This is a genomic window from Deefgea sp. CFH1-16 (assembly GCF_016881365.1).
Taxonomy (GTDB): domain Bacteria; phylum Pseudomonadota; class Gammaproteobacteria; order Burkholderiales; family Chitinibacteraceae; genus Deefgea.
Genome location: NZ_WLYT01000001.1, coordinates 2,819,164 through 2,840,703, shown reverse-complemented (window position 1 = coordinate 2,840,703; position 21,540 = coordinate 2,819,164). Strand labels below are relative to the sequence as shown.

Annotated in this window: 22 protein-coding genes, 2 pseudogenes and 1 other annotated feature; of the genes and pseudogenes, 7 read left to right on the top strand and 17 right to left on the bottom strand. The window is 48.0% G+C overall.

Annotated elements, in window-relative coordinates:
- Positions 1 to 155: 155 nt before the first annotated feature.
- A pseudogene (locus tag GKO28_RS15550) lies at positions 156 to 1,632 on the top strand (alanine/glycine:cation symporter family protein).
- A 12-nt stretch (positions 1,633 to 1,644) separates the two neighbouring features.
- On the opposite strand, the gene GKO28_RS15545 reads toward GKO28_RS15550, so the two are convergent.
- The 6 genes and pseudogenes from GKO28_RS15545 to GKO28_RS15520 all read right to left on the bottom strand — a co-directional run bounded on the left by GKO28_RS15545 (position 1,645) and on the right by GKO28_RS15520 (position 6,604).
- Positions 1,645 to 1,830, bottom strand: a complete 186-nt coding sequence (locus GKO28_RS15545) for a hypothetical protein (RefSeq protein WP_182076969.1) — start codon at positions 1,828 to 1,830, stop codon at positions 1,645 to 1,647.
- A gap of 1,327 nt (positions 1,831 to 3,157) precedes the next feature.
- Positions 3,158 to 4,731, bottom strand: a pseudogene (locus tag GKO28_RS15540) (IS66 family transposase).
- Between the two features lie 94 nt (positions 4,732 to 4,825).
- The gene (gene tnpB, locus GKO28_RS15535) at positions 4,826 to 5,167 is read right to left on the bottom strand and encodes an IS66 family insertion sequence element accessory protein TnpB (protein WP_203564199.1); all 342 of its coding nucleotides are present in this window, start codon (positions 5,165 to 5,167) and stop codon (positions 4,826 to 4,828) included.
- Positions 5,164 to 5,499 (bottom strand): hypothetical protein, encoded by a 336-nt coding sequence (locus GKO28_RS15530; protein WP_182076968.1) that lies wholly within the window; start codon positions 5,497 to 5,499, stop codon positions 5,164 to 5,166. Before GKO28_RS15530 ends, tnpB begins: the two co-directional genes overlap by 4 nt.
- A gap of 204 nt (positions 5,500 to 5,703) precedes the next feature.
- Complete coding sequence (locus tag GKO28_RS15525; RefSeq protein WP_182076967.1) at positions 5,704 to 5,958, bottom strand: hypothetical protein; 255 nt, start codon at positions 5,956 to 5,958, stop codon at positions 5,704 to 5,706.
- 166 nt (positions 5,959 to 6,124) lie between these two features.
- Positions 6,125 to 6,604 (bottom strand): hypothetical protein, encoded by a 480-nt coding sequence (locus tag GKO28_RS15520; protein ID WP_182076966.1) that lies wholly within the window; start codon positions 6,602 to 6,604, stop codon positions 6,125 to 6,127.
- Positions 6,605 to 7,551: 947 nt separating this feature from the next.
- On the opposite strand from GKO28_RS15520, the gene GKO28_RS15515 reads away from it, so the two are divergent.
- Positions 7,552 to 8,771, top strand: a protein-coding gene (locus tag GKO28_RS15515) for an IS3 family transposase (RefSeq protein ID WP_182076965.1) whose coding sequence is annotated in 2 segments (ribosomal slippage) — positions 7,552 to 7,831 and positions 7,831 to 8,771 — 1,221 coding nt in all. Because the reading frame shifts where the segments join, the coding sequence is not laid out codon by codon here.
- Positions 7,827 to 7,943, top strand: a sequence feature (AL1L pseudoknot). It overlaps the preceding gene by 117 nt.
- Before the next feature lie 56 nt (positions 8,772 to 8,827).
- A complete protein-coding gene (locus tag GKO28_RS15510; protein WP_182076964.1) occupies positions 8,828 to 9,454 on the top strand; it encodes a hypothetical protein in 627 nt (208 codons plus the stop codon).
- A 255-nt stretch (positions 9,455 to 9,709) separates the two neighbouring features.
- Here GKO28_RS15510 and GKO28_RS15505 read toward each other — a convergent pair whose 3' ends face one another.
- On the bottom strand, positions 9,710 to 10,144 hold the full coding sequence (locus tag GKO28_RS15505; RefSeq protein ID WP_182076963.1) for an HAD domain-containing protein: 435 nt from the start codon (positions 10,142 to 10,144) through the stop codon (positions 9,710 to 9,712).
- Between the two features lie 310 nt (positions 10,145 to 10,454).
- Complete coding sequence (locus tag GKO28_RS15500) at positions 10,455 to 10,940, bottom strand: hypothetical protein (protein ID WP_182076962.1); 486 nt, start codon at positions 10,938 to 10,940, stop codon at positions 10,455 to 10,457.
- A gap of 90 nt (positions 10,941 to 11,030) precedes the next feature.
- On the opposite strand from GKO28_RS15500, the gene GKO28_RS15495 reads away from it, so the two are divergent.
- The gene (locus GKO28_RS15495) at positions 11,031 to 11,255 is read left to right on the top strand and encodes a hypothetical protein (protein ID WP_182076961.1); all 225 of its coding nucleotides are present in this window, start codon (positions 11,031 to 11,033) and stop codon (positions 11,253 to 11,255) included.
- Positions 11,256 to 11,366: 111 nt separating this feature from the next.
- Here GKO28_RS15495 and GKO28_RS15490 read toward each other — a convergent pair whose 3' ends face one another.
- The 9 genes from GKO28_RS15490 to GKO28_RS15450 all read right to left on the bottom strand — a co-directional run bounded on the left by GKO28_RS15490 (position 11,367) and on the right by GKO28_RS15450 (position 18,470).
- Positions 11,367 to 12,101 carry a helix-turn-helix domain-containing protein gene (locus tag GKO28_RS15490; RefSeq protein WP_182076960.1) on the bottom strand — a complete coding sequence of 245 codons (735 nt, stop codon included), beginning with the start codon at positions 12,099 to 12,101 and terminating at the stop codon, positions 11,367 to 11,369.
- On the bottom strand, positions 12,098 to 12,463 hold the full coding sequence (locus tag GKO28_RS15485) for a hypothetical protein (RefSeq protein ID WP_182076959.1): 366 nt from the start codon (positions 12,461 to 12,463) through the stop codon (positions 12,098 to 12,100). Before GKO28_RS15485 ends, GKO28_RS15490 begins: the two co-directional genes overlap by 4 nt.
- Positions 12,432 to 13,055, bottom strand: coding sequence for a TniQ family protein (locus tag GKO28_RS22995; protein WP_374220772.1), 624 nt, complete (start codon positions 13,053 to 13,055; stop codon positions 12,432 to 12,434). Before GKO28_RS22995 ends, GKO28_RS15485 begins: the two co-directional genes overlap by 32 nt.
- Positions 13,056 to 13,078: 23 nt before the next feature.
- Complete coding sequence (locus GKO28_RS15475) at positions 13,079 to 14,002, bottom strand: TniB family NTP-binding protein (RefSeq protein WP_182076957.1); 924 nt, start codon at positions 14,000 to 14,002, stop codon at positions 13,079 to 13,081.
- A 4-nt stretch (positions 14,003 to 14,006) separates the two neighbouring features.
- The gene (locus tag GKO28_RS15470; protein WP_182076956.1) at positions 14,007 to 15,923 is read right to left on the bottom strand and encodes a Mu transposase C-terminal domain-containing protein; all 1,917 of its coding nucleotides are present in this window, start codon (positions 15,921 to 15,923) and stop codon (positions 14,007 to 14,009) included.
- Positions 15,920 to 16,567, bottom strand: coding sequence for a TnsA endonuclease N-terminal domain-containing protein (locus tag GKO28_RS15465; protein ID WP_203564209.1), 648 nt, complete (start codon positions 16,565 to 16,567; stop codon positions 15,920 to 15,922). Before GKO28_RS15465 ends, GKO28_RS15470 begins: the two co-directional genes overlap by 4 nt.
- A gap of 396 nt (positions 16,568 to 16,963) precedes the next feature.
- A complete protein-coding gene (locus GKO28_RS15460) occupies positions 16,964 to 17,158 on the bottom strand; it encodes an AlpA family transcriptional regulator (protein WP_182076954.1) in 195 nt (64 codons plus the stop codon).
- A gap of 437 nt (positions 17,159 to 17,595) precedes the next feature.
- Positions 17,596 to 17,943, bottom strand: a complete 348-nt coding sequence (locus GKO28_RS15455; RefSeq protein ID WP_182076953.1) for a hypothetical protein — start codon at positions 17,941 to 17,943, stop codon at positions 17,596 to 17,598.
- Between the two features lie 5 nt (positions 17,944 to 17,948).
- Positions 17,949 to 18,470 carry a hypothetical protein gene (locus GKO28_RS15450; RefSeq protein WP_182076952.1) on the bottom strand — a complete coding sequence of 174 codons (522 nt, stop codon included), beginning with the start codon at positions 18,468 to 18,470 and terminating at the stop codon, positions 17,949 to 17,951.
- Positions 18,471 to 18,566: 96 nt separating this feature from the next.
- Here GKO28_RS15450 and GKO28_RS15445 point away from each other — a divergent pair, with 96 nt between their 5' ends.
- The 3 genes from GKO28_RS15445 to GKO28_RS15435 are packed head-to-tail and all read left to right on the top strand — an operon-like array spanning position 18,567 to position 21,358.
- The gene (locus GKO28_RS15445; protein WP_182076951.1) at positions 18,567 to 18,824 is read left to right on the top strand and encodes a helix-turn-helix domain-containing protein; all 258 of its coding nucleotides are present in this window, start codon (positions 18,567 to 18,569) and stop codon (positions 18,822 to 18,824) included.
- A gap of 51 nt (positions 18,825 to 18,875) precedes the next feature.
- Complete coding sequence (locus GKO28_RS15440) at positions 18,876 to 20,066, top strand: hypothetical protein (protein WP_182076950.1); 1,191 nt, start codon at positions 18,876 to 18,878, stop codon at positions 20,064 to 20,066.
- A 26-nt stretch (positions 20,067 to 20,092) separates the two neighbouring features.
- Positions 20,093 to 21,358, top strand: a complete 1,266-nt coding sequence (locus tag GKO28_RS15435; RefSeq protein WP_182076949.1) for a M48 family metallopeptidase — start codon at positions 20,093 to 20,095, stop codon at positions 21,356 to 21,358.
- Positions 21,359 to 21,540 lie beyond the last annotated feature (182 nt).

Here is a 21,540-nt window from a genome sequence, read left to right as displayed (position 1 = left end):
CGTGTGCCAACCCTATACCATGCCGGCACAAATGGCATTGCTGCGTTTAACAGAGCCAGTTTGTAAGTAATATACCCGATATACCCAATAGTCTTACTTACGTTAGATGCACACAATCGTGCTACGACTAAAAAACCCTCTAGGGAATGAAACACATGCAAGATTGGGTCAACCTGATTAACAGTTACGTTTGGAGCCCGGCATTGATTTATCTCTGCCTTGGCGTGGGCGTGTATTTTTCAATCCGCACGCGGTTTATGCAGTTACGACTCATCCGCGATATGTTCAGTTTGCTATTTGATGGCAAAGCCTCAAGCGAAGGCGTGTCATCGTTTCAAGCTTTATCGATGACACTCTCCGGCCGCGTCGGCATTGGTAATATCGCCGGGGTGGCAACCGCCATTGCCTTTGGTGGTCCGGGCGCGATGTTTTGGATGTGGATGATGGCCTTTTTGGGCGCCAGCACACTCGTATGTAGAATGCACCTTGGGGCAAATTTACAAACAACGCATCGACGGCCAATTCCGTGGTGGCCCCGCTTACTACATCGAGCACGGTTTAAAAATGCGCTGGTACGCCATTGCCTTTGCCTTAGCCACCATCTTGGGCTGCGGCCTTTTGCTGCCCGGCATGCAGGCCAACGGCATCGCCAGTGGACTGAGTAACGGCTTTGGCATTCCACCGGAAACCACCGCCTTTGGGGTGGTACTGGTCTTGGCAACCATCATTTTTGGCGGCGTAAAACGCATCGCCCGCGTCGCTGAAGTGGTGGTGCCTTTTATGGCCTTGGGTTACATCCTGATGGCTTTTGTCATCATCGCGCTTAATATCCGCCTGTTGCCCGAGGTGATTACGCTGATTGTGAGCTCGGCACTGAGTTTTCATGCTGGCTTTGGCGCCATGATTGGCTTGGCCATTATGTGGGGCGTGAAGCGCGGCGTGTATTCCAATGAAGCCGGTCAAGGCTCTGGCCCCCACGCAGCAGCGGCGGCGGCTGAAGTGTCTCACCCCGCCAAACAAGGGATTGTGCAAGCGTTTGCGGTGTATATCGACACCTTGATCGTGTGCTCAGCCACGGCGTTTATGATTTTGATCACCGGCAAATTCAATGTGGCGGATCCAAATAAAGAAGGCGGATTCTTGTTTCATGGCCTACCGGACATCGCCGCCGGCACGGGCTACACGCAATCGGCAGTGGAAAGCGTTTTCCCGGGCTTTGGCGCGATGTTTGTCGGTGTGGCGCTGCTGTTTTTTGCCTTCACCACCATTATTGCCTACTACTACATCGCCGAAAGCAATGTGACCTACCTACTGCAAAAGCGCCGTGGTAGCAGCACAGCGCTGTTCTTGCTCAAATGTATGCTGCTCACCACCGTCGTTTACGGCGCGGTACGCACCTCTGATTTGGCTTGGGGCTTAGGCGACATTGGCGTGGGCATGATGGCGTGGCTCAATATCATTGCCATTTTGCTCTTACAAAAACCGGCGCTGATTGCGCTCAAAGACTACGAAGCACAAAAAGCGCAAGGTCTAGACCCAACGTTTGACCCAGTTAAACTTGGTATTGCCGATGCTGATTTTTGGGTTAACCGTGAAGCAGAGCAACCGGCAGAAGCCGATAAGCGCAAATAATCACCGGATTGTTTAAGCCCAACCCAGCCCACCATCATGACTGATCGGTGGGCTTTTTACTGCTTGCAACCCTGCCCCCGCAGCCAGCGCCATACCGGCGTAAAAAAAACCGCCAACATCAATCTGGCGGGTTGATTCATCGCGGTAAATTAAAAAATCCGTAGGGTGCCAATGAGTGCAGCGAATTGCGCCAGACAAGGCGTGACGCCGTATGTGCGCCTCAAAACACACCTCGTACAATCCACGCAAAACGGCGCAATTCGCTCACGCTCATTGCACCCTACGATTGCATCGAATGCGGTTGGATCGCGGCTTACGAGTAGGGTGTATTCGACGCGCAGCGGCAATACACCAAACCACATTTGATGCGGCGTAATGCCTTCGGCGATTACGCCCTACAGCATGGGGTATTTTCATCAAAGCATTAAAATAAAAAACCACACAAAGCAATACCACCGTAGGGTGTGCAAAGGCCTCCGGCGTTTGCGCACCGAGTCGCGATGCAAACACAAAAGTGCCTATCCGCGTGCGCAAATGCGCACCCTACAAAAACAACCCCCACTCCAGCCGCAAAATCGCAGCACAAAACAAAACCGCCAGCATCAATCTGGCGGTTTGTTCATCGCGGTAAACGTTGGGCTGCGCGGGCTTAGCCCAACCTACGGCGCTACAACACGGGGTATTTTCATCAAAGCATTAAAATCAAAGGCCCACAAAGCAATACCACCGTAGGGTGTGCAAATGCCTCCGGCGTTTGCGCACCGAGTCGCGATGCAAACACAAAGTGCCTATCCGCGTACGCAAATGCGCACTCTACAAAAAAAAATGCCTACCCCCATCGCAAGATCGCCGCATAAAACAAAACCGCCAGCATCAATCTGGCGGTTTGTTCATCGCGGTAAACGTTGGGCTGCGCGGGCTTAGCCCAACCTACGGCGCTACAACACGGGGTATTTTCATCAAAGCATTAAAATCAAAGGCCCACAAAGCAATACCACCGTAGGGTGTGCAAATGCCTCCGGCGTTTGCGCACCGCGTCGCGATGCAAACACAAAGTGCCTATCCGCGTGCGCAAATGCGCACCCTACAAAAACAATGCCCACCCCCGTCGCAAGTTCGCCGCATAAAACAAAACCGCCAGCATCAATCTGGCGGTTTTTAATTTCACAGCGTAGGGCGCGATTAGCCAAAGGCGTAACCCGCCAATCCATATCCGACAACAGTAACGTCAAATCGTAGGGTGTATTCGACGCGCAGCGGCAATACACCAAACCACATTTGATGCGGCGTAATGCCTTCGGCGATTACGCCCTACAACACGGGGTATTTTCATCATCAAAGCATTAAAATCAAAAGCCCACAAAGCAATACCATCGTAGGGTGTGCAAATGCCTCCGGCGTTTGCGCACCGAGTCGCGATGCAAACACAAAGTGCCTATCCGCGTACGCAAATGCGCACTCTACAAAAAAATGCCTACCCCCATCGCAAGATCGTAAGCGCTCAGCCGCTCCACCACCTTGACGCTTAAGTTTCTGCTAGCGCTCGTAGCGGTAGTAATTCATCAATTCGGCTGTTCGGCCAAGTGGGTAGCTTTTCTAGGGTGTCGGTGAGCCAGGCCATCGGGTCGAGGTCGTTGAGTTTGGCGGTACCCAGTAGCGTTTGAATCGCGGCAGCGCGTTGGCCGGCACGTTCACTGCCCGCAAATAACCAGTTCTTTTTGCCAATCGCAATCGGCCGAATGCTGTTTTCGACCGGATTGTTATCGATTGGCGCGATGCCGCTTTGGGCGTAGCGTTCAAGCGCCGCCCAGCGCCGTTGGCTGTAAATGATCGCTTTAAGCCAAGGCGCTATTGGGCGCCACTTTGCTGCCGGTTTCATCCAACCAAATCTTGAATTCGAGCAATTTAGGTTGCGCTGCTTGCTGACGTAGCGCCAAGCGTTGCTCGAGGTTCAAATCTTTAGCCTGCGCTTCCAGTGCATACAGTTCGCCAATTCGACGCAGTGCCTCTGCGGCAATCGGGCTGCCGTTGGCCTGATGCAATTCGAAGAATTTGCGCCGTGCGTGCGCCCAGCAACCGAGCTCAATCACGCCGGTTTTGAACAGCGCTTTGTAGCCGCCGTAATCGTCGACCATCAGTTGACCTTGCCAATCGGCGAGGAAATCACGGACGTGTTGACCCGAGCGACCGCCTTGGTAGTCGAACAAAATAATCGGCGCACTGCCACTCAAGGGCGTATTGCGATACGCCCATAAATACGCTGTTTTGGTTTTGCCTTTGCCCGGATCAAGCTGTTTGACTGGGGTTTCATCGGCATGCAGCACTGTTTCGCCTTTTAGTCGTTCACGCAATCGATCCGCCAGCGGCTGCAACCACCAACCAACGGTGCCGACCCAACTGGCCAGCGTGCTTTCTGCTAACGGCACTTCGCTGCGTTCGGCGATTTGCCGTAACCGATACAGCGGCAAATGATCGACGTATTTGCTCACCATCACCCACGCCAAAGTGGCCGCAGTGGGCAAACCACCGTGAATGATCGCGGCTGGAATCGGTGCAGCGGTCATCGTTTGGCAGCTGCGGCAGGCGTATTGCGGGCGAATGTGGCGCAACACGCTAAACACCGCCGGTTGCACATGCAGTTGCTCGCTGATGTCTTCGCCGACTTTAACTAAACCCTGACCACATTGGCCGCAGGTGCATGATTCAGGTTCATGAACCATATCAGTACGCGGTAAGTGCGCCGGTAAGGCTTGGCGACCTGCGCGAATGCGCGGCTTTTTATCACTGCCTTCGGGATTGGTTTGGGCTTGCTCGGCGGCGAGTTTGGCTTCCAGCGCCGCCATATCGGCATCGAGCGCTTCTTCAAACAAATCCCGTTGTTCGGTATTCATCACCTCGGTCTTAGCGCCATAACGCATGCGGCGCAGATAGACCAATTCCATCGTTAGCGCTTCGATGGTTTGCGTTTTATTTTGGATGTCGGAGACGTATTGCTTGAGTTGTTGATCTTGCTGAGTGAGCAACTCAGATTGCGCCAAAATCGCCGCGCGGACTGCGGCGGGTAGGTTTGAAATTGGCGAGTTCTTGAGCGAGATCCATGTGTTGATTTTACAGGGTATTGCCCTAAGAATTATATATTACATGCTGTATAGCGCAATACTGCGACAACAATTTTATCCATCCTCATCGTGAATTAGTAGACGTATTCTGGCAGCGGTGGCGGCGCTAATCGTTGCCAGTCGACACCGCTCACCAACCATTGCCACTGCGCCGCATCCAGCGTAAACACCGTATCACCTACTTGTGGCCAAACAAATCGACCGTGATGCAAGCGTCGTTGCGCCAACCAGACGCCAGAGCGATCCCACAGCAGTACTTTGAGGCGATTGCTGCGCTGATTGCGAAAGGCATACGCCGCCCCTTCTACGGGTGAACGCTGCAAATTGGCATGAATCTTGGCCGACAAACCCTCGATACCAAGGCGCATATCGACCGGTTCGACAACCAATTGCAGCGAAGCCAATGGCGGCATCATGTCAAAGCGCGCAGCAGATTCGCCAACCAAGTGGCGCAGGTGCTGGTCGGTAAGGTCAAATCGACCCCATTGGCCAAACGCAGCTGCAATGTTTCGGCACTGGGCGTTGGCCATTGCGTCGTCACCAAAGTCAGCGGGGCAATGGACGAATTTGTTATGGGTGCTGCATCAAAAGTCGTGGTGGCGGATAAATGGGTTTGATGGCGTTTCACCCAGCTTGAAAAAGTAGCACGCTTATATCCATGCTGGCGACAAAACGCAGCCTGAGTCAAGCCGCTGGCTCGCCAAATATGCACCGCTTTCAAACTCAGATCCGATCGACGAACGCCCATGCTACCGCTCCAGAGATAAAAAGCGCAGCATGCCAGAGTCAGTGAAGAAGTTGCTGTGGTACGGCTGAACCCTTACGCAAGATCGCCGCATAAAACAAAACCGCCAGCATCAATCTGGCGGTTTGTTCATCGCGGTAAACGTTGGGCTGCGCGGGCTTAGCCCAACCTACGCTGCTACGGTTCTACATGGCTTACGTGTTAAATTTATCCTAATATTTTTCTAATATCGCTACGCCATTTCGAATTATGCACAAATCTATGTTCATACAGAGCATTGTGGATAATATCCTTTTTCGTCAATTTAGATACGAATTCCCAATCATCCTTAAACATATATGTGGCATTACCAAAAATTGGGCTTTCCAAAGCATACAACCCTTTTTTCGCATAACCCAAAACGACATAGCCATTAAAACCACCACGCCCAACAGCAATAAAGTCTGGTTTATGACTCAACATGGTTGATATTCTAAAATCCGACGACTTTCTTATCATTTTCTTCAAAACCTGAAGTTACATTTTCAACAAAACGTGCAATATTCTCGAATGGATGCTCTCCTTCAGGCAATATCATCCAGTTCAAACGTCGAACTTTTACATTACTAAAACCCAGCTATGTTCTGATCTAATACAACATAACTATCAAAACTTCTTCTAAGAACAAATTGGCGATATGCATAATTGCTTCTGAGTCATCCTTGGAAAAATCAAGTTCCCTAGAAACAATGTACTTTACAGCTCCATTACTCACCAGATATAGCAATTCTTCAGGAGCTGACTCCCATTCTCTCGGATATCGATCAACAGTCCTATTTCTTAAACTCGTATGAATATTCCCATGCCAATCACGACTACTTCCCCAGAACATAATTGATGCCCGTTCTTTAGGTAAGTCTTTTCGAACAATTTCTCGCCCATCTGCATTAAATGAAGTTATTTTTCCAATCTTTGCAGGAACTAAAGCTACACCCTCAACAAGCTCATGACCAAACCCGATTTTAGAAATTATTTCTTCATTTCCATCAACAGGAACGGCTAGTCGAAATACACGATCACTCCCAACTATGTCTAAAATACTCTTGATGCTTCTAATTGACTTTGCCATAAAATAACTTCCAATAAAAAAGGTGGCACACGCCACCTGAAACAAAACTCAAAAAATGAAAATACTATTATTTAGAAATCAACAAGTTAATAAAAAACAGAGCGGGAATATTTAAAACTAAATACAGTCAAACGCTGAAATTCGAATAATCTACAGCCAAAAGATGAAGCTTGTGTTCAGGTCAAGCGTAACCGTGCGTCTCAGCTGAAATGGGTTTCTTGATAATCTGCAAACCAAAGACAGGTACCTCTAATTAAAGGGACACATTGCAAGTTAAGTCTGCCTTTTCTTGTTGAACCATAGCGGATTTCCTATGCGACACTGAAACCGTAGGCGGAACAGGCGCACCCAGGCTACGGCCATGTTATCTCGGATGGCCTACTGGGATTTGGCGTGCTATCGGAACTGGGGCATCAGCATGAAGTGGTAATTGCGCCCAAAGATCACTTTGAGTTGATCAAAGGGGGAGGTTTGAAATCAACTATGAGAGCTGGTTCGACTCAGAATTACTAGCGCAGGAGTACTATCGACGATTACTTCGGTTATACCTGGGCGTAGTTAAATTGCAAAGAAGCAAAGTTGCTTGAATCGGGCGCTTAGTATTTTGAGCTGGCGATAAATCAAAACTCATGCAATCAGTTGTTTGTGACCTAGTCTTACACGCATGGTGATTATCTAGTGCCCCCTTTGCCGTTTCGCAAGCACTATCAAAATCAACATTGCGAACGAATATGACCAGTGCGGCATGTTTTGAGTGAGGAGTGATATACCGGCAAAGTTGATCTATTGCTGCTGCAATCACTTCGCCACCTCCCCACATTTTGCACTCCACAATTAAATCTTGAACTGTGCTACCGTAGGACTTAGAAACAATCAGAATATCGGAATGGCCTTGATTGAATCGCACCGGGTTTCGCGGAGGCTCCAATTCTTGAGAGAATGGCGTCATGAAGAAATCAACTCAGTTTTCCCCCGAAGTCCGCGAGCGCGCCGTTCGCATGGTGATTGAGCATCGTGCTGAATACCCATCCGAGTGGGCCACCCTCGTTTCCATTGCCAGCAAAATCGGCTGCACGCCCGAAACACTGCGTACATGGTGTCGTCGACAAGGTGGCGATGCCGTTCCAGCCAACAAAAACTCAGTCGAGACCGAACGCATCAAAGCGTTAGAACGTGAGGTGCGCGAGCTTAAAAAAGCCAACGAAATTCTGCGCTTGGCCAGCGCGTATTTCGCACAGGCGGAGCTCGACCGCCGCTTGAAATCGTAAGGGGATTCATCGACTCCCATCGTGAGCAGCACGGGGTTGAGCCGATCTGCAAACTATTGCAGGTCGCTCCGTCTGCCTATCGACGTTACGCCGCTCGGCAGCGCAATCCAGCATTACGCTGCCAGCGTTCCATCCGTGATGAGCAACTGAGCGGTGAAGTTGAGCGCGTCTGGCAACTAAATCATCAGGTGTACGGTGCCGTCAAAGTTTGGCGGCAACTCAAGCGCGATGGGCATGCTGTGGCGCGTTGTACCGTTGAGCGTTTGATGCGCAGCCTAGGTTTACGCGGTGTATCGCGTGGTAAAGCGGTGCGAACGACTCGTCCCGATCCTGCCGTTGCATGCCCGCTTGACCACGTAAACCGTCAATTTGTGGCAGAACGACCGAATCAGCTCTGGGTGTCGGATTTTACCTACGTGTCGACCTGGCAAGGCTTCGTGTATGTGGCGTTTGTGATCGACGTATTCGCTCGGTATATCGTGGGCTGGCGAGTGAGTCGCAACATGCAGACGGAGTTTGTACTAGATGCGTTGGAGCAAGCTCTTTGGGCACGGCAACCAGAGCGTGAGGCGTTGATCCATCACAGTGATAGAGGTTCGCAATACGTTTCGATTCGCTACACCGAGCGATTAACTGAGGCAGGCATCGAGCCATCAGTGGGTACGACTGGCGACAGTTACGACAATGCGTTAGCGGAGACGATTAACGGGCTGTACAAAGCAGAAGTGATCCATCGTTTGGGGCCTTGGAAAAGCCTAGAGTCTGTGGAGCTAGCGACATTGGAATGGGTTTCGTGGTTCAATCACCATCGTTTGCTAGGGTCGATTGGTCACATTCCCCCTGCGGAAGCAGAAGCAAACTATTATCGTAATCAAAACGAGCAGGCCATGTTGGTCTGACTCAAACCAAACAGCCTCCGCGAAACCCGGTGCGATTCACTTCGCACGAGGATTGTATGGATGCAATTCAGAACATCGTTTTGGGTGTAATTGGAAGCCTGATTGCTGCTTTCATTTTCGAACTGTGGCGGAACAACTCAGACTGGTTTCCAGGCCCATCCACTCCACCAGCTCGCTTCATGGAACCTGAAGCAGAAGCCGATGCCAGAACGCGAAACAGAGAACGATTCAAGATGGCTGTCTTTAATGGCCTCTTCTACCTCTATACCTTTTTCCTAGTATATCAAGCCCTATCGTTACCACTAGTACTCCGGGTAATGTTTTCGGGCAAACCAATATTCCTGAGTGATGCGCGTGTCTTGGGTTCACTGTTACCCGACGTAGCAATAACAAATAGCACCGTTCAACTTAGTCTCTTACTCTTGGCGCTTGTGCTCTATGTTGTTCTGCTCTTCGTCGTTAACTTTGTTGCATCGTTGCTGGCTCCCGCTGTAGACAAGTTTTGGGCAATTACTATCTTCGTCTGGCGCCGTCTTCAAGGCATGCTGTTCATACTTCTTGCTGCGTGCATTGCCATCTGCTCGATTTGGCTGTTCTACCCAGTAACTCTAAAGGAAGCACTCAGCAATTTCTTTGGAGTACTCGCAATCGGGGCATTATTTATTGCTGCAGGAAAACGATGAATGGCATTCTAGTCCCATGATTGTGGACTGTACTTCAGGTGGAACCTTCATGCCCGGAATCTATTTGGATCCCGGGTGGTCTCTAAGACAGAATTACAGAAAATTGCTGCTGATCAGGTTACCAGTAGCCTGCGCACAAATCATCAGTGAGAGCGTCACAAGTGATCAGAACGTTAAGTCATATCTACCAGAATCCACATATAACCCTTTTAATAAGCCTATTAGTTTTTTCTTTAGCTTGTGCTTTCAACTCAATTAAATTTGGCAGAACTGGCGCAATCTAGCTTCAACCTCGAAATTCAGCCCAATATCCGGATCGCACAGAATGAGCCTGTCTTCATCACTCCAATTTTCTGCATCATCAATTGCTAGCCACGACAGGTGCAACAAACCTCGATCCGCCAAAAATTTCATTGCTTCACGCTGGCGCCGGCCGCGCGGGTTTCCTTCGCCAACAGCATTACTCAAGTCTGGTGTTGCCCCCAGTACACGTGGGCGAACGTCATCAGTAAAAATACTCAAGATGCGAGCCATGCTATTCAACCGCCAAGTGCTGGTAATCACAACTTGGATCTCGGGAAAATCATGCAAAACGCTTTCTAATCGAGGCAGCTGTTCAAACTGCCTTGCCGAGTTATTGCGTTCAGAGTACGGATGAAGTACACCATCGATATCAAGAAAGATCAGCATGTCCCCTCCAACCAGAAGTATAGGCAGCCCAAAAACAGCCTTAATTAGGCCGATTTTTAATTACTTTGCAGCCACTCCCTCAGCAAGGGCTCTCATTTTGGGCATGAGATGAGTTAACAAATCGTTGGTCAGTTCTGCTATCGTTTTTTTAAAACCCTCAGAATCCCATCCACGCTTTGTCCTACGAAGCAATAGCCGTACCCTTAGGTGGGTCATTACATCACATCGCCAAGCCGTAGCTAATATTGCAGCATCCAACTCTGCCAGCGTAGCCTGGCGTATAAAACTATCGAAAGGGGAAGATTGCTGATTAAACGTTACTTCTGGTGCCAGGTACATCAGACGGCCGGATACTTGCTGTAAGTTCTGCAAGCTTTTGAGGAAGCATCACAAGTTGATCTCTGCCACGAAGCGTGAAAGCTAAGAATGGATCTTCTCTGGACAACTCCACAAGAGCTTTCTCGAATGGTTCAGCAATTGTGGCCGCAAGATTTTGGAACTCTGCTGTAGCAAATACGTGAAGAAATTGCCCAATTTCTTCAACAGCGGCCTCCGCATCTGGCTCAGTTAAAACTAATCCATTAATTTCAAGAGTACGCCGCATCTCATCGACGCAGTCATTTGGAAGGTTTCGAGCGTAGTGCATTTTGCGTACCAAATGCTCCACTTCTAATAGGTAATAGAGAACGGCTCTTGTTGCACGGCGACGTTCATGCTTGGTTTTTGCCCAATAGCTTAATGCCGCGATGATTGCACTGAGAGCTGTACCAAGAAGGCCTATAATTTTTGGATCCATTTTATACAGTACCGTATGCTTTTAGAATTACGTTCTTGAATACAAATCGCCATAATATTTACGGATACCTTACCATACCACCGAGGAAAAATGAAGACTAGCATCATATTTGAAGATGGCCAACTAATTGCCCAGCTCACCACTGGCATCAAAATAGAACATGCTGATGCTATTAAATTAGCTAGCACTTTATATTCGATGGGAATCAAAGCAGAAGATGTCACAATGCCAGATTGGCGAGAGGGTGATATCGCCCCTACATCAGGACAGAAAATAGCAATATTGAGCCACCTTAGAAAATTGGCCTCTAGCTAACAGATAAAAAAATAAGAAAAAATCTTAAAATAAAGACTAAATCCAGCTGGCTTAAACGCTTCGTAAAACCAACTGGATTTAACTTATTAATTAAGAGAAATTCTACTACAGTTAAATTTGTCTATTAGCACCCACCTTATTAGTCAGTAATGGACGGCGACCCGCTGTACTAGCATATTTTCTTGCAGCAACAATTTCCTGAATATTTATCGACTCAAGATCACTACGTTTAAACAAATATACCAATCCATTATCAATAGAGGGGCCATGTACAGGAACGATCCCGGCGGATCTTAATTTATCTGCCAAATTTGTTGGATTGCAACTGTATTTGCTAGCTATTTCACGCACAAATACATACTGGCAATTGAACTCATGAAAATCTTGCTCATTAATACGATATTGACGATGAGCAACGTTGGTATGTTTGAGTAAGCCAGCCTTGACCACACGGTAGATTGCATCGGTGTAGATATCTAATTGGGCAGCCACTTCAGCAATGCTGAATCCCTGACTCTCGCTCTTCTTCGCAAACGGTGCCACCACAACCAAACTCGGTAATCCGCACGCGGAATCGTAACTGGACACCCAAGCCTGCCCTGTTTTAACCTGAGTGAGCAGATTTATCCTAGGCTCAAAATCCAGGCCAAATTGAATGTAGCTAACACAACGCAATTCTGCGAAGTCATCCCGTTCCACTACCACAGGAGCCAAAGTGGCTAAAAACGCTCGAATGCCATTCAACGGAATCAATCGCCCGATGCCTGTTGTATGCGTCCGAGCCCCCATGATGCCAAGCAACTGGCTTTTGATCAGCCGACCAACGATATGAATTGATACATTCAACGTGGCTGCCACAGCCTCGAAGAAACAGCTAGATCACCATACTCGGTCGAATATTGGGATTGAGTTGCTACTATGGCGTTACTGCGCGGAGCGAGCAGCCACTCCAACACATGCTGGCGAAGCGTTTCGTCGAACTCCTCCAGAACCCCGAGCCCTAGTAACAATGGACACGCTGCGAAGCGCACACCAAGGTCGGGGAACCGAGCCAAACGTCCCATCATCAGTTGATCAATCGCTAAAAAGAATTCCTTCTCATCCGTAATAGCACCTGCAAAAATTCGGAGCTTCTCAGTTAGGGTGTTCAGCTCTGATCGTTCCAGCACTTTGAAGTCAAAGCTTCCCAATGTTTCTGGGGAATCCAATAATATCAAAAATCAATGTGCGCATAAGCCGATCCGCATCATCGGCAATATCCGGAACCCACCGGCCGTCCCCTATATCAAGCGGGAGAGCTATTACTTGGCTGAGGCGCATGCCACACCGGCAAGCATCAAGCCGACTGTTTTGCCACGATATCGCCTGACCACAATCAAGGCACCGCTCAACCAAATGACAGCGATGCGTCAAACAAGTCGTGACCAAACGAAGATCCCAATCTGCTCGATGTATCGAATTACTGGCCATACATTCAGGGCACCAAGCTCTACACTTGTTCCTAAAAATTGATAACGGCCACTTCAACCCCAAGTACTGAACTTTGCGAGTTCGTCCTGTTAATGAATCTAATGGACGACAATGCAGTTCAAACTCTTCGGTCGTACGCCCCAATACATTGGCAACGACATCCAGTGCATACACCCCAAACTGGGGCAACAACGAAGGTCGTGAAGGTGGGGTATCGCGCTGCCTTAAAACCTGCAGCAATTCCGATGCCCCACTCAGACAGTTTTGCTCCACCAGTCGGAGAAAATAACCAGCCAGACTTTCTTTAGTTTCGATCCGTGGCCGAAACATCAATTTCGGCATAGCTGCATCCATCATGCGGCCTCCAAATTCGTGATCCAACGTTCTACTTCCTTGCTGGATATCGTAAATGGATTGGCACGTAACTTCATTGTCTCGGCCAAATAGAGGTCAAACGCCTGCTCCAGGTATTTGCTCTCCAGTCGTACACTATGCTCCAAAAGTGCTAGGCGACCAGCCTCCTGTAACAACGTTGCCAAATGGCCGAATACACCGCGCGTCGCTAAAAAGACGCGCTCAGCTATGCCAGGTTCAGCTAATCCAGATTGCTTACTGAATGGCAGCTTTTGGTCATACAACTCAAGTAACTTCATGAACTCCTGAGGAGATTTAATGAAATCCATGGGCATGATACCTCGCCGAATTTTGAAACGCCGGGCTAACTGGTCACTATGCTCTAGTACAGCCTTCGCCGTAGGCACACCAACTAACACAAACGGAATACCGAGCTCGTTAATCAATGATTTAATCCAATCGGCCACTTGCGCGATTTTGCTCGGCGTACCACGCTCCACCAAATGCTGAAACTCATCAAGGATAATCAACCGTACACCACAACGTCGCACTAGTTCGACCAACCGAATTCGCCGTTCCTCTACTTTTCCGCGTGTTGGATTTACAGCTCCAAGTGCACCAAGCATACTGGAAACCATCGCGCTAATCGTTGCTGGTAAAGGCACTTCAGCTTTGAGCACTGGAATACGAAGCCCCTCATCCGTCACTTCACGAGGCCACCGTTTTAGATATTGCGCAATCAAAGTCGATTTCCCAGTTCCGGTTTCGCCAGTCAAGATCATGCAAAGTGGTTCGCTTGAAATATCAGACTCTTGATGTACCCGCTCGACCTCAGATAGCAATGCAGTGAATCGTGGATATTGAATATAAATATTTTTGAGTGCTAACAGTGAATCACTCATTTTCAAGTATTGGGTGTTCATGAATTTAATCCTTTAGTGTGCCAACAGACCAAGCGTCATCCAGCATTGGAGAAGCGCTATGATTCGGAGCAGTTGGCGTAGAAACTGTGGGCACAGAAGCAGACTTCCCTCGCTGCTTGGTTTTAGATCGTGCCTTGCTTTTCAGTTGCTGCTCAGCGGACAGATGGCATTGGTGCCTCTCTTCAATGAGAGCCACACGAGCTCGACGAATTGTTTCGTCCTGTTGATCGCCACAATCATTTCGGCGCTTACGCAGTGTTTGAAAATCTAGCCAACACATCCCTGGCTCAGCCAAATCAGTTAAGCAATTAAGTTGAATTAAACTGCGATTATTTGGATCGTAGAGATAGGCTTGAGTCACGTCGTCTGGATTGACCCGCAACATGGTTTTTCCATCCAGGCGCTCCTGAAGGTGAACCAAGTAAGGATGCTCATAAACAAGGCCTTTCGCCTGAACTCGGCCATTGCGAACAGCCACCTCAAACGACAAACTGGCCTCCACTTCCAGTTGCAGACTTTCGGGCAATTTGGGAATCGGATGCTCCTCAATCAGAGCATTCCAAGCCTGCAGTGGCGTTTCCCCAAGTTCACTGTGGCGGCGATTGTGATACTCCACAACAACCCATTTCCAAACCAAGTTGCGCAACTCATCAAGGGTCAAACTGGCAAGTTTTTCTGACGGGTAACTACCTCTATCACGTGGATTCGAGCGGGTTGTGCCTGGTAATGAGTGAATCAGCCCCAAATTCAGAGTACGCAAAAAACGCTCAACCGCACCTTTGTACCAAGGTTTCCCAGGTGGGCAATACTGGATATCAACGGCCAAGTCACCACAGAATCGTTTGAAATGGTTGCCATGAAACTCCGGGCCATTATCAATACAAATTTGCTGCATTCGGCCTTCAACAGGCCAAGCCATCGATTCACAACCAATTTGTTGCAAAATGCCCTGCTTACTTTCAACGGCTTGCCGTAAACACATCAGCACAGCAACCGATGATGGTGGCGCAAGATCCAGATAGATTGCGACGACCATGCGCGTTCGCCGATCAATTGCCACGGTGCAAGTTGGACGCCCGAGTAATGCCCGGGTAATAGGATGAACAATCAATACATCCAATACAGTGTGGTCAATTTCAATCCGCTCCATCGGAAATAACGCTGAAGGACCTCGATCACGGCGTCGGAAATAACGAGTAGCGAACGCCACGCCCTCTCGTCGCCGCATCACGAGGAAAGGATCAATGCGCTCTTTAATCCAGCGACAAAATGCATTAAAGCTGATTGGTCGCAGCCAATTTGCTTTATCACGCTGCGCATTAATCGCCAAGACCCGGTCAACCAGTACTGCATGAACATTCGAACGGCTCATCTTGGCGCGGGTTAAAAAGAACTCATCCACGATATCAAAAAATAGTTCAATGACTTCATCCGCAACTTGGCCACATCTACGACCAGAATTAGCGGTGCGTGGAACTAGGCTCATGATGTCCTGCCCGCTATCCGTATAGGTGCGACACCAGCGATAAAATGTAATAGGGCTTGGCTGACTAAAATCACCGAGAGTGCTAGCCACTGCAGTCGCTATTTGACTCATTTGAGCTTTGTTAGAAAATGCTGTGGTCTGCTCAATTGCCGTTATTACATATTGCAAACGACGATACAATTCAGCACGATGATGCTCAGGCAACGCCGCTGGAATTGGCGGAAGCCCATCAGCACGCTTGATAATGTCCTGTCCTTCAAGCACTTTGAATGAACCTTCCTGGATATAACCATTTATCACATCGCGTGAAATCTCCCGAATATTTGATGTGCGCTCATTCAATAGCGTTACTGCCTGGTTAGGAATCGCTTTCAACACACGAAAATGCTGGTTGTACAGCAGAACCGATAAGCCTTCTTGAAGTGCCAATGTCATCGCACACCTCCCTCAGGAACCCAGAGATTCGTTGCCATCGACAACTTACAACTTCGCTCATAACGCAGCTCGCCATCCCAGAGCATACGATATATGCCCGCCAGTGCAGATCGACCAAGTAACTCAACCAAGTGATGAATTGAACAAGCTGACACGTTGCCTACTGCAAGGCTGATCTCTTGGCGTTCTTGCTTGCTAATAAATTCACTCGCGTATAAACGAAGCATTTTGAGATTACCGAGTGTTGGTTCGGTTCGAATCTGACGTTCGGTTACAACCTCGAAGCGATATCCAAGCCCTAGAAGTAGCTCTCGAATCGACTTGAAGTAACTATCCCAATCAGCGGTACTGGCAATTTCATACGGTTTGACTTCATAAATCGTTGGCAATTCGCCAAGTTTAGGCGACCACTCCACAAGAAAATCCGGAGTGTACCGACGCCACTTATTTTCGTGATAAACACGAAACTGGATAGGCTGGCTAACAATACGCTGAACGTCTGGATTCGCTTCCAGATGTAGCAACCAATCTCGCTCCAAGGTACTTTCACAAGTAATCAGGCTATTTATTTTGAAGCTATAGATGTGTGATATAACTTTCGAGCTATGGTGATTATGAATTTTTCGTACTGAGGGAATTAGCATGAGTGCTCCCAAGACATAAAAATGCATGGGAAGCACGGGGATTTTGGCGCATGTCCATCATGATGCTGAAGCATCCAAATTTTCTGAAACATAGACTTTTCCTGTCGATTTAGCCCTAAAAACAAGGCATACAAAACAATCGGACGAGAGAGGGCATTCAGGGCATAAATATGCTTGACACCCTGTTTCAGAAAAGCCAGAATGTGTTTGTTTTTTAAGCTGCGACGCTTTATCTAAAAACACATAGTGAACCCCAAAGTTTTCCAGAACTTTGGGGTTTTGCTTTTCTGCTCTCCTTGAATACTACTAAGCAGATTTAATTCATCTCGTACCTCCAGTTTTAAACTGCATCACGACCCGTTGGATTATTCATTCCAATCCACCGGCACAAATACATTACTTCGAAGGTGGCAACTTAGCCTCTTCTAGTTTTTGTGATATCCACTGTTCCAACTCAGCGATTGACCAGCGACGACTGTTGCCGATTTTGATTGGGCGTGGCACATCTCCGTTTTCGATTAAATAATCGAGTTTACGGACACTCATGCCAAATTTCTTAGCAAAAGTTTTTGCATCGATGAAATCGTCCATATCAAGCCTAAATTGCAGCAACACAACGAAATATTATCAAATCAAATGAAAATAAACACTAGAAAAATATCAACAAAAACTAAAAACATAAATTCAACACGACAAAAAATTAAATAACTTTTATTACCTTATAAATACCAACAAAACTTTAAAACCAAATACAGCAAAGACATTTACAATCACTAAATTCTTATATTTCACTAAAGAAAACACGTGTGATATATCTCAACAAAAATCAACAGCAATTTTTGATGAAAAAAAATACGTATATCGACTGAAGCACCCCACTGTTCGCAGGTGGTGCATTGAAAAAGAGCCACGCTTTCTATCAAGCCGTGGCTCCATGTTGAGGGAAGATGCAGATAAAACAGATGGGTGAAGAGCTACTTATGCCATGGCGTATTGACGGACTCAGCATCAGAGCAGCAGTGGTTTCTTCATGAAACCTGCGCTAGCAAGCCCTGCATTTGATGTTCTAACGCTTGCTCTGCTTTTAGCAGTTCCTTCTTGTAGGAGCGACTTGCTCCGATCAAAAGGGTGAGGCAGACCAAAAACATCACCCCACCAAGGCCGTTAAGCACAATGATCAGACTGGTATTTACGGACTCCGATGTTTGTTGGAGTTGATGCCGAATCGAGTCGGCTTCATATTCTAGTTTTCGCTGAATTGATTTTGGCAATTTCTGCTCCAGCGCTTTGTCTTCAATCGAATTTAATTGTTGCTTTAGCTGCACGCTCTGCAATTTTGCTGGCAAAAGCTGCGGGTAGGTTTCAATTACACTCATGCATATCAGCGCAGCCGAAATCCAGCACACACCCAACCTAATACAAACAGCAAAATTAACCGTGCCAAGCCAGAGAGACGGAACCACAATGGTGCGGTCAGTACACAGGCCTGCGCAAGAACCGACTGCCAATTCAGCATCCTTATTTGAGTGCCGGTCGTCATGTTCTTGACACCAACTAAATAGGATTGTTTCTTGGTTCTGGCCCCGTATAACACTAACTGATGCCCAGGACGTACAGGGAAGTTGTGGCTAGCCAAATGCAAAGGAACCTCTTTGCCGTCGCTATCCCTTAGCCAAATTTCATGCTGTGCAATCTGTCGCGTATGCACTTGGGGTGCGTTGACATAGCCACCATAGGGACCGACATATCCGCCGCCGCCTGAAACCGTCACTTTGGTTTTATCCCATTTATGCTGATCCAGAACTTCCCATCGATTCGTCTGGAGCGTAATGGGCTGACCATTTACATGAACAGTCTCATATTGTTGGTTCTGTTGAGAATTTTTATCGCGCAAAGTTTGCATAAATCCATCTTAAGCGACATTAAAGTCACTTATAGTTATCATTTATGCAACGATATAGCGTGGTTAATCGTGTAGCAAGTTGTGATGCTAGTTGGCATGAAAAACGCCATAAATCCAACATCTGCACGCGCCATCTTCTCGCGAAATTTGCGAACAGCCAGACGACTGCGGGATATCTCGCAGGAAGCACTTGCCCTACAAACGGGGCTGAGCCGAACTTATGTGTCAGAAGTTGAGCGAGGGGAACGAAACGTCTCAATCGACAATATGGGCATGCTAGCCGATGGGCTGGGCGTGCCATTGAAAGAATTGGTTGACCCAGAAATGTTTGAAAACATTACCAAACAATCTTAATAACCGATCAACTAGTAGATTTGATACCACCGGAATCGAGGACAACGTCACATGGACAATATACATAATGTTGAAGGTTCAAATTTGCCGGAAATCCGTCTCAGCGTTGTCCAGAAGGCAACTCGTCAATTAGTCGCCAAGATCACAATAGAGGTGATCACTGGAGGGGGCGTGCTATTTTCGGTCTCCGGTGAAAATCCACAAGCCAATACGATAGCTGAGATGCTTAGAAGTGTAACCATTGCACCATCCGAATTGCCACTTGATCAAATTTTCTCCGAAGCTAGACGTTTGATAGAACTCCAACTCACGACTGCGAACTATGATGTCGAGGTGCTTCCGCTTGCCGATGTCCAGCTGAGCATACAGTTCGATTTCTCAAGTGGCTTGACCTTGGGGGAATACAAACCTCTTCACACATACACTGACGCAGACTCATCTTTATCCAAAGACATTTTTGGCTCTGTTTCAGGTATCTTCTTAAAGGCATCCAACGACCTCGCATCCGAAATCCTCCGATTGACAGCCGAAAATGACTATATCTGCGCAGCTCAAACAGTCAAGAACGGGCGTGAAGGTCTCGCGTTTTTCGCTCCTCCACCTCCTGCATTGCTGGAGGCGCTTCAACGGATAAAAATTGAAACCCTCGATACTGAATTGCGATGGTTGGTGTGTGAAACCCGATCAGCAGTAGCATACAGATTACGAGAATATGGCCTAGCTGAGCAAGATGCACTAGTTCTATTGAGTGATAGCGCATTCAATGACGAGGCCAAACGAGCATCGTTCGAAAATATCCGTGCCATTGCAGCTAAAGACCGGGGTGAAGATGAGGCTGCATTGTCTATGTGGTACAAACTTGCCAAACACCCCGAAAGACTGAGCCCAGGTGAACGCGCATGGGTATGGAGAAATATTAGCTTAGCTTTACCACACAGTGACTCCGACGCGAGGTCGGCAGCTCGACTCTCTGTTGATGCGTTCCTTGAGGCAGGTGATAAAGTTGAGGCCGCAACAAGTTTGATGCACCTATCTCGGATGCTGGAACACGAAAATCCCGATACAGCACTCAAACAACTTGATGCGATGATGGGGATAATTGATCGCAACGATTTGGTTGGTTCTGAACTAAAGGCCGCGGTTCATCATGCGCGCGCGGCAATTGCTTCCTCGCACTACAAACGTGGGAACAAGCACGGACGGAAGCAGAGCAGGCAATTACTCTACGCAGAGACGTTCTAGGGGTTGAGGAACAGCTAATTTCTTCTTTGCATCTAGCGTCGATAGCCGCGAAAAACAATGGGGAAACCGAAATATCCGAGCACTTCGATGAGGAAGCAAAGAGGCAAGAGGATGCGATCTCTTCAAGCTACTATGCTCTCGCACGCCGCATCGCCGAGTTGTTCAACAATTTTGATAGGGTTGTGGGCGAGGCATTGCTCTCTGATGTGAGAGCCTATGGTAATAGCGAACTGATTTCCGGCGCTGTTGTTGCCATGGCAACACTCGACCCCAATCTTTCTATTTCAGATAGGCTCAGCAAGCTTGAGGCTCTTCTAAGGGAAATCGAAGAGCATCATAAGGTAACTGAACAAGCAAAGTATCCTATCCAGCTCGCGATTGCAACCGTCCTTCGAAAGGATGGTCAGTTTTCCCGAGCGGCATCTTGGCTTCGCCGCATCTTCGAAAACAATCCGTTGGATATAGCATCAAGGGATATGTTGGTTGATTGCCTCTGGAAAGCTGAAGATTGGAGTGCCGCGACTGCATTTTTGAAAGTCGAGCTCGAAAAGCATGGGGAGAAGCCTGGACTACTTTATGCGTACGGACGCTCATTAGTAGAAGCTGGCAACCATAGCGCGGCAGTATCGGCACTTACAAAAGCACTAAAACTAACAGGATCAAATGAAGAGTTACGCAGTACGATCTTCGATCTGCGAGAGCGAGCGCTAAATTCAGGTGGGACTATCGAGACATACGCTTCCAGCGAGATAGTGAAGCCAACACCAGTGCTTCGTAACGAACTAGAACAGGCGCTAGAAGAATATGCCGAGTTCGTCGCAGCAGACAAAAGAATGGTATTTTGGACTCGTCCCCATGATAAGAAAGACTATGAATGGGTAACGCGCCCTGAAAAGCGAGCTCAAGATCTTCTACACACTTTTTTGAAAGCTCGCTTTCATTCAAAAATTTCAGTATTCGAAGAATTGGCTACCGGAGCCGGTCGACTAGATTTGCTTTTGAAATTTGAAGGGGGACTAACAGCCATCGTAGAGCTAAAAATGTGTGGCTTCGGGTACTCCAGTGCGTATGCCGCATCAGGTGAAGATCAGATCCACCACTACATGGAGAATCGATCATGTCATCTAGGTTATCTAGTTGTGCACGACTCGCGTTTGGAAAATTTCAGCTTACGCTTGATTGAGTCATCAAACAGTGCAGATACAATCTCCGAAATTTTCGTAGACGTTAGACCTAGAGTGAGCACCAGACAAGCACTGCGCTTACAACCTGAATCTCCACCGATCGTCTAAGTACTTTCGAGCGGAGCATAACCGTCCGCTTAGGCTGATGGATCGATGCGGTGTCAATAAAAACGAAAGGCCGCAAACCATCATGTTGCGGCCTTAGTTGTTTGAGATGAATTCTAGTGCTGCTCGGCCTTCGTTGACAAACCACTTGCCATAGAAGGCGCCAATGTAAAGCTGCGGGCAAA

Coding starts and splice junctions, on each gene's coding strand:
- GKO28_RS15510 (WP_182076964.1), top strand. CDS start 8,828: ATGGATGCAATTCAGAACATCGTTTTGGGTGTAATTGGAAGCCTGATT.
- GKO28_RS15475 (WP_182076957.1), bottom strand. CDS start 14,002: ATGAACACCCAATACTTGAAAATGAGTGATTCACTGTTAGCACTCAAA.
- GKO28_RS15450 (WP_182076952.1), bottom strand. CDS start 18,470: ATGCAAACTTTGCGCGATAAAAATTCTCAACAGAACCAACAATATGAG.
- tnpB (WP_203564199.1), bottom strand. CDS start 5,167: ATGATGCCGCCATTGGCTTCGCTGCAATTGGTTGTCGAACCGGTCGAT.
- GKO28_RS15530 (WP_182076968.1), bottom strand. CDS start 5,499: ATGGGCGTTCGTCGATCGGATCTGAGTTTGAAAGCGGTGCATATTTGG.
- GKO28_RS15495 (WP_182076961.1), top strand. CDS start 11,031: ATGAAGACTAGCATCATATTTGAAGATGGCCAACTAATTGCCCAGCTC.
- GKO28_RS15525 (WP_182076967.1), bottom strand. CDS start 5,958: ATGTTGAGTCATAAACCAGACTTTATTGCTGTTGGGCGTGGTGGTTTT.
- GKO28_RS15520 (WP_182076966.1), bottom strand. CDS start 6,604: ATGGCAAAGTCAATTAGAAGCATCAAGAGTATTTTAGACATAGTTGGG.
- GKO28_RS15505 (WP_182076963.1), bottom strand. CDS start 10,144: ATGCTGATCTTTCTTGATATCGATGGTGTACTTCATCCGTACTCTGAA.
- GKO28_RS15465 (WP_203564209.1), bottom strand. CDS start 16,567: ATGCTAATTCCCTCAGTACGAAAAATTCATAATCACCATAGCTCGAAA.
- GKO28_RS15460 (WP_182076954.1), bottom strand. CDS start 17,158: ATGGACGATTTCATCGATGCAAAAACTTTTGCTAAGAAATTTGGCATG.
- GKO28_RS15455 (WP_182076953.1), bottom strand. CDS start 17,943: ATGAGTGTAATTGAAACCTACCCGCAGCTTTTGCCAGCAAAATTGCAG.
- GKO28_RS15445 (WP_182076951.1), top strand. CDS start 18,567: ATGAAAAACGCCATAAATCCAACATCTGCACGCGCCATCTTCTCGCGA.
- GKO28_RS15440 (WP_182076950.1), top strand. CDS start 18,876: ATGGACAATATACATAATGTTGAAGGTTCAAATTTGCCGGAAATCCGT.
- GKO28_RS15470 (WP_182076956.1), bottom strand. CDS start 15,923: ATGACATTGGCACTTCAAGAAGGCTTATCGGTTCTGCTGTACAACCAG.
- GKO28_RS22995 (WP_374220772.1), bottom strand. CDS start 13,055: ATGTTTCGGCCACGGATCGAAACTAAAGAAAGTCTGGCTGGTTATTTT.
- GKO28_RS15500 (WP_182076962.1), bottom strand. CDS start 10,940: ATGGATCCAAAAATTATAGGCCTTCTTGGTACAGCTCTCAGTGCAATC.